The following is a 7,300-nucleotide window of genomic DNA, read 5'->3' on the forward strand; positions in this document are numbered from 1 at the left end:
TGGACCAAGGTTTACGTTTCGCTATCCGTGAAGGTGGCCGTACAGTAGGCGCCGGCGTTGTTGCGAAAATCATCAAATAATTATTTGATAAATTAACTAAGAAGGCGACTTGAAAGAGTCGCCTTTTTGTTTATCACGATATAATCAAACTCGCTTATTGCTTGCAAAGCATGAAATGAGAACTGACAATTTAAGTTAACAGTGATAGGATAGACAATAATTATTGACTCTATTTATATAATAATGACTCAACCAACTATTCTAAAAATTGCAACCCGCCAAAGTCCGCTTGCGTTATGGCAAGCCAATTTCGTTAAAAATCGCTTAGAAGATCTTTATCCTCAAATAAAGGTAAAACTCATTTCTATGGTAACCAAAGGGGATGTGATTCTGGACACACCGTTAGCAAAAATCGGTGGAAAAGGCTTATTCGTTAAAGAACTCGAAAATGCCTTATTGGAAAAACGTGCCGATATTGCCGTGCATTCCATGAAAGATGTGCCTATGCAATTTCCTAAAGGGCTTGGTTTGAGTGTAATTTGTAAACGAGAAGATCCACGTGATGCCTTTGTCTCAAACAAATATCAATCATTAGACGAATTACCGCAAGGCTCGATTGTAGGAACATCTAGCCTACGTCGCCAATGTCAGCTTAAGCAATTGCGTCCGGATTTGGACATTCGCTCTTTACGCGGTAATGTAGGTACGCGTTTAACTAAATTGGATAATGGCGATTATGATGCCATCATTCTAGCAGCAGCCGGATTAATTCGTCTTGGTATGCCAAATCGAATCACCTCTTTTATTGAAACGACCCAATTTTTACCGGCAGCTGGCCAAGGCGCGGTGGGAATTGAATGTCGTACTGATGATGCCGCAGTACAAGCGTTATTGGCACCACTTGCCGATCCGGAAACCACCGCTTGCGTGCTTGCCGAACGAGCCATGAATGCGCATTTACAAGGTGGCTGCCAAGTGCCGATTGGCGGTTATGCCGTATTGGAAAATGGCCACATTTATCTCCGCGCTTTAGTCGGTGCGCTTGACGGCTCTAAAATCATTTATGCCGAAGGCAAAAACACACTTGAAAATGCGGAAATCTTAGGTGTGCAAATTGCCGAAAAACTGTTGGCGCAAGGTGCCGATCGCATTCTCGCCGATGTTTATAGCGCTGGAGAAAAATAATGGCGGTATTAGTTACCCGTCCGGATGAACGCGGCAAACAATTGGTTGATTTATTAAATCAATCAGGTATGACCGCACTGTATTTACCATTATTCAGCTTTCAATGCGGTGCCGAATTGGAACAACTCCCAAGTAAACTTAATCAGTTGAAAGTGGGCGATTATGTTTTTTTCGTATCGAGAAGTGCGGTGGATTTTTCCGTAAAAATTTTAAAAAAAAGCGGATTTCAATGGCGTGAGGATTTACGCTACATCACTGTAGGACAAAACACCGCACAATACTTTTCCTGTCAAAGCGAACGCACTATTCATTATCCGATTTCACAAGAAAATAGCGAAGGATTGCTGGCGTTACCGCAAATGCAGACTCTCTCGGGTAGACGAATATTAATTTTACGCGGCAACGGCGGACGCAATTATTTCGCTGAGCAAGCGACTTCACGCGGTGCAATAGTTGAAACCTTGGAATGTTATCGTCGCGAACCGATTAATTATAACCAAGAAGAACAAATCGATATTTGCAAGCGTTCCGGAACAGACACCTTAGTGGTAACAAGTCTTGAGATTTTACGGGGCTTGATTGAACTAATTCCCAAACACGAGCAAGAATGGCTCAAAAGCTGCCGATTGGTTACGGTTAGCGAGCGTATTGCCGACGTGGCAAAAAATTATGGTTGGCAAACCATTATTCTGTCTCCGAAAGCAGATAATCAAAGTTTGTTGAATACATTACTCAGCTAAATGACTTATTAAGGAATACCTATGACTAAGAATCAATCGAATGATGTCATCGAAACCCGAGATACCACGACGGAAAGCGCGATAACGTCCACAGCGGAAATTAAACAGGAATCTATCCCTCATCAAACTATTGTGAAAAAAAACGGTACCGGTTTGAGCTTACTTGCCTTATTAGTCGCGTTAGGCCTAGGCGGAGCCGGCTATTATTTCGGTCAGCAGAAAACTGATGAAATTCAGCAAAAGTTGACCGTACTTGAAGCAAAACTTGCCCAATACTCATCTATCGTTACCGGTGATACGACTAATACGCAAGTGACTCAGTTAGAAAAAGCGGTTTCTGAAACGCAGGAAAAACTCAACCGCTTTGAACAAACAGTTTTAAGCAAAGAACAAGAGTTTGCCACATTACGTCAGCAATTAGCGCAAGTAAGTCAACTCGCCATAGCGCAACAACCAAATGATTGGTTGTTCTCCGAAGCGGATTTCTTATTAAACAATGCATTGCGTAAATTGGTCCTTGATAACGATGTAGATACCGGTGTATCACTGTTGAAACTTGCCGATGAAACCTTGGCGAAAGTGAATAATTCTGAAGCGATGGCAATTCGTTCGGCGATCAACCAAGATTTAAAACAATTACTTTCCGTCGAGAGCATCGACCAAAACGCTGTAATGCAACGTTTATCTCAATTGGCGAATTCGGTCGATGAATTGCCGGTATTAAACGTAAACTTCGGCGATGAGCCGAATTCCGATAAATTATCCGATTCACTCGCGGATTGGCAAAGTAATGCAGAGAAAAGTGCAATCTCTTTTTTGAATCATTTTATTCGAATCACGCCAAAACAAGGTGCAGATAGAAAAGAATTGCTTGCACCAAATCAAGACATTTATTTACGCGAAAATATTCGTTTACGTCTGCAATTAGCAATTATGGCCGTACCACGTCAGCAAAATGACCTTTATAAACAATCTCTCGAGGCAGTGGCGACTTGGGTACGAAGCTATTTTGATACCAGCGCAGAAGTGACTCAAAGCTTCTTGAAATCTCTTGATGAATTGGCGGAACTGTCTGTTTACGTAGACGTACCAAGCCAATTGCAAAGCTTAAATTTGCTGGATAAATATTTAAACCGCACACCGGCAGATGTGCAAAAAATCGAAATTGAAGCTGAAAAAGCATTCAATGAACCGCCGATGAACAGTCAGGCAGAACCGCAATCCCAGATAAATACTGAATCCAATGCGGTGCTCCCCGAGCAACCCGCCAATGCTCCAACAACCGTACCACAACAATAAGGATAGATTATGTTTAGATCATTATTTCTAATGTTGGTGTTACTGGCCGGCTTACTCGCCGGGCCTTATCTTTCCGGTCGACAAGGCTACGTACGCATTGAAACGGCGAATAATATTTACGAAATGTCTATAACCACCTTAGTGATCTTATTCGTAGTGGCCTTAGCGGTAATTTACGCGATAGAATGGATTATCAGCCGCTTCTTACGTTTGAGTAATAACACTTACAGCTGGTTCTCCCGCCGTAAACGGACGAAAGCGCAAAAACAAACCCTTAAAGGTTTAATGAAAATGAACGAGGGCGATTATCTTAAAGCGGAAAAATTGATTGGTAAAAACGCTAAGCACTCCGATGAGCCGATTCTTAATCTCATCAAAGCAGCAGAAGCCGCACAGCAACGAGGCGACGAATTTAGCGCTAATCGCTATTTAATTGAGGCGACCGAATTAGCTGGTTCCGATAATCTGTTAGTCGAAATTGCCCGCACTCGCATTTTATTACAACAGCATAAATTGCCGGCAGCGCGTAGTTCCATAGATAGCCTGTTGGAAATGACTGATCGTAATAAAGAAGTGTTAAAACTGGCGGTGGAAATTTATCGCCAATCAAAAGCGTATCAAGCCCTTGATAACATTTTAGAGTCAGTTCAACGTTCCGGCCTCTATTCCGCGGATGAATTCAAAGCGTTACAGACTGAAACGGAAAACGGTTTACTTGATGAAAAAATGAATGAAGAAGGGGTGGATGGCTTACTGGCTTGGTGGGGAGAACAACCTCGTCGCCGTCGTAATGAGTTAGATTTAAAAGTTGCGCTGATTGAACGCTTGATTGATTGTAACGACCACGAATCTGCTTACGAATTTACTCTCGATGTATTGAAAAAATGGGGGGACAATACGCCATTAAGCAATGCGCTATGCACACAAATCACTCGCTTGCAACCGACAGATAACAGTAAACTGGTCAAAATCATAGAAAAACGCACTAAAAATGCCGATGAAAAACAACAATGTGCGATTAATCGTGCGTTAGGCTACTTATATGTGCGCAACAATGAGTTCGAAAAAGCGGCGGAAGCCTTTAAAAAAGTGACCGCTTGCCCTGCTCAATTAGAATCTAATGATCGCATGATGGCCGCTTATGTATTCGAACAAGCTGGTGACAAAGTGGCAGCTGAACAAATTCGACAAGAAAGCTTACGTAATGCAATGTCTTTAAAAGAAAATATATAGAGCCAACGCTTGAATAGGCCATAGTGAGTATATTTTGCTACTCTCACTATGGCTTTTCTTTATCTTTCAATACGTACTCCTACATTCAAAGCTTTCAATGCGGTGCTGATTTTGCATCTCACCAAATAAAATCTATCGTTTGCCGATCAATTTTGAAATTAAATAATACGCGAAAATTGCTGACGTTTTGCCACGGCGCGGGAGTAAGTATCAAAACATAAACAAATATTACGAATTAATAAGCGCCCCTTTGGCGAAACCTGCAAACCTGTTGCAGATTGCTTGATTAGGCCGTCCTCCATTAAAGGCTGTAAAAGCGCTAAATCCTCATTGAAATGCTCAGTGAATTGAATACCGTATTGGGCTTCAAACGGCGCAAAGTCCAATTTAAAATTACAAATTAATGCCTTGATTACATCACGGCGTAAACAATCTTCCGCGCTCAATACTAATCCTTTATGTAAGGCATTACCTTTTTCTTCCACAAGAGAGTAATAGGTTTTGAGATCTTTTTCGTTTTGCGCATAAGTGTCGCCTAACAAACTGATTGATGACACCCCAAGCCCTAATAAATCCGCATCCTCTTGCGTGGTATAACCTTGGAAATTGCGGTGCAATACACCGTTTTGTTGCGCAACAGCCAATTCATCGTGCGGTTTGGCAAAGTGATCCATACCAATAAATTTATAACCCGCTGCACCTAAGGTTTCGATAGTTTTTTGTAAAATCGTCAATTTTGTTTCAGGCGGTGGGAGTTGCGCTTCTTTAATTTTCGCTTGTCCCGGTACGCGGCTTGGCAAATGCGCATAGTTAAAAATACTTAAGCGATCTGGATCCAATGCTATGACTTTTTCCAACGTAAACATAAAACTTTCTACGTTTTGCAGCGGCAAACCATAAATTAAATCAAGATTAGTAGATTGAAAACCCAATTCGCGCGCGCGTTCTAATAAAGCTTGAATAAAAGTTTCGTCTTGTTCACGATTTACCGCTTTTTGCACAGCTTTATTAAAATCCTGTACGCCCATGCTCATTCGATTAAAACCAAGCGCACGTAAATGATCAAGCATAGAAAGCTCAATTCGGCGCGGGTCAATTTCAATAGAAATCTCTGCATCATCGACAATTGAAAAATGCGCTTTCAACATCGCCATTAAACGCTCGGATTGCGCCTTACTTAAATAGGTTGGAGTGCCACCGCCCCAGTGGATTTGGGTTACAATGCGGTGCTGAAATAACGGTGCACGAGAAGTAATCTCTTTTTTAAGAAAATCTAAATAGATATCCGCTTTATGCTGATGACGTGTAATAACCTTGTTACAGGCGCAGAAATAGCACAGTTGATGGCAAAAGGGAATATGCACATAAAGAGAAAGAGGGCGATGAGGATAACGCGCTGCGGCATTGAGAAAATCTTGTTCGGTATAATTTTCATGAAACTCTAATGCTGTTGGATACGAGGTGTAACGCGGACCGGATTGATTATACTTGTGAATAAGTTCGTGATCCCAAATAATTTCTGACATTAAAACTCCCCAAATTGTTTGATGTCGTCTAATAATTGACGTATTTCTTTAATAATATCCTGTTCAAATTTTATTTCGGCACTCTTGCGTTCCAGATCAAGACGCATCCGCGTTTTTTTCTCAAGCTGTTTATAATTCTCGTGAGTCGGCATATCACGTACAATTTTATGAAGTTGCATCATTGCTGGATAAGGTTGCAAATTTTTACCGAAAGGCATTAGTAACATCGCTAAACGAATAACACCTTCAGAATGATTACATTCGCCACTTTGCATCGCTTTGCCAATAATTTCAATACTTTCCTTCAAACGATTGCAACGTGCGGCCTTAGCTTGTGCAATCATTCCTTGTTGCTGTTTCAATGCCTTTAATAAACGCGTTGCATAAAAAGCCAAGCCGAAAATCACGGAGAGCGCTAACAAGGCTAAAATAATGATCCACAGCATACGTTATCTAAACTGGTTAATATCAATACGCTCGAAAGTGCGATACAAGTCGTCTTCGTCGTCCTCTTCCTCGTCTGCAATACCGAGCTCTTTCATCAACTCTGCAATACGATCGAGGCATTCGTCTACAAATTGTTGATCCGCTTTACTGATAGCCTTGCCTTCGTCCAACGCGTCCAACAATTCATTAAGAATTTCATTATTCTCAAGACTTTCTAACTCTTGCATAGGATCCGATTTTTTCACTACTTTTATCGGCGAGATCGTTTGAGCTTTTTCAGGCTTATTGACAAATTCTATAATTAACGGAATTTTCTTTTTGCTACCAATTTTTGGATCTTTAATTTCTTTCGGCTGATTGTTTTGCTTATTTTCAACAAGACTATGACGAGAACCTGAAACCAAACCTTTGTGTTTACGCTTTTTCTTCTCTTCGCGAGCCTTGCTATCAAGTTCATAACGAGTTAATTTTTTGCCCGAACGTGATGCTTTCGGCATTTGTGTTTTGTTATCCGACTTGCGAATCGGCATCACATCACTAATTCGGCGTGTTTTTTTCTTACGAGCCATTAAGGTTGCTCCTTTATTATAAAATGGGAACAGATTGTATCATTCAAGCTGTTTTTTCTCATTAACTAATAGCGATAATTCTGTTTCATTAACGCAAAAACGCATTGTGATTTCAGCACCGCATCGGAAACGATTATAGACACGCTAATTAAGCTACAGAATTGAACATCGGTTTGAGCACCGCATTGGGGCTGTCTGTCTTGCTCCCCTTTTGCGATTTTTCCCCAATAAAAAACCCCGGCCTTCTGACCGGGGTTCATTCCATATCTACCTGGCGGTGCCCTACTCTCACATGGGGAAG

The 7,300-nt window shown here is 41.3% G+C and carries 9 protein-coding genes; 5 read left to right on the forward strand and 4 right to left on the reverse strand.

The genetic code is table 11. The annotated features are described in order from the left end of the window. From ACO59Y_RS05960 to ACO59Y_RS05980, 5 genes are all read left to right on the forward strand, one after another. Positions 1–80: EF-Tu C-terminal domain-related protein (locus tag ACO59Y_RS05960; RefSeq protein WP_457758357.1), on the forward strand; the 80-nt coding region annotated here is incomplete at its 5' end. A 163-nt stretch (positions 81–243) separates the two neighbouring features. Then, positions 244–1,185 carry a hydroxymethylbilane synthase gene (gene hemC, locus ACO59Y_RS05965; protein WP_486131511.1) on the forward strand — a complete coding sequence of 314 codons (942 nt, stop codon included), beginning with the start codon at positions 244–246 and terminating at the stop codon, positions 1,183–1,185. Continuing rightward, the gene (locus ACO59Y_RS05970; RefSeq protein ID WP_486131513.1) at positions 1,185–1,925 is read left to right on the forward strand and encodes a uroporphyrinogen-III synthase; all 741 of its coding nucleotides are present in this window, start codon (positions 1,185–1,187) and stop codon (positions 1,923–1,925) included. The genes hemC and ACO59Y_RS05970 overlap by 1 nt, the downstream gene beginning before the upstream one ends. 21 nt (positions 1,926–1,946) lie before the next feature. Next, a complete protein-coding gene (locus ACO59Y_RS05975; RefSeq protein ID WP_486131515.1) occupies positions 1,947–3,224 on the forward strand; it encodes a uroporphyrinogen-III C-methyltransferase in 1,278 nt (425 codons plus the stop codon). A gap of 9 nt (positions 3,225–3,233) precedes the next feature. Further along, positions 3,234–4,457, forward strand: a complete 1,224-nt coding sequence (locus tag ACO59Y_RS05980; RefSeq protein WP_486131517.1) for a heme biosynthesis HemY N-terminal domain-containing protein — start codon at positions 3,234–3,236, stop codon at positions 4,455–4,457. Positions 4,458–4,615: 158 nt separating this feature from the next. Here ACO59Y_RS05980 and hemN read toward each other — a convergent pair whose 3' ends face one another. The 4 genes from hemN to ACO59Y_RS06000 all read right to left on the reverse strand — a co-directional run. Further along, complete coding sequence (hemN, locus tag ACO59Y_RS05985) at positions 4,616–5,983, reverse strand: oxygen-independent coproporphyrinogen III oxidase (RefSeq protein WP_486131519.1); 1,368 nt, start codon at positions 5,981–5,983, stop codon at positions 4,616–4,618. Beyond that, on the reverse strand, positions 5,983–6,429 hold the full coding sequence (locus ACO59Y_RS05990; RefSeq protein ID WP_486131521.1) for a DUF2489 domain-containing protein: 447 nt from the start codon (positions 6,427–6,429) through the stop codon (positions 5,983–5,985). The genes hemN and ACO59Y_RS05990 overlap by 1 nt, the downstream gene beginning before the upstream one ends. Before the next feature lie 3 nt (positions 6,430–6,432). Then, positions 6,433–6,999: a Der GTPase-activating protein YihI gene (gene yihI / locus ACO59Y_RS05995; RefSeq protein ID WP_486131523.1), complete on the reverse strand. Its 567-nt coding sequence runs from the start codon at positions 6,997–6,999 to the stop codon at positions 6,433–6,435. Between the two features lie 65 nt (positions 7,000–7,064). After that, positions 7,065–7,300 (reverse strand): hypothetical protein (locus tag ACO59Y_RS06000; RefSeq protein WP_486131525.1); only part of this gene is annotated, 236 nt, incomplete at its 5' end.

It is taken from the genome of Rodentibacter sp. (genome assembly GCF_057314195.1).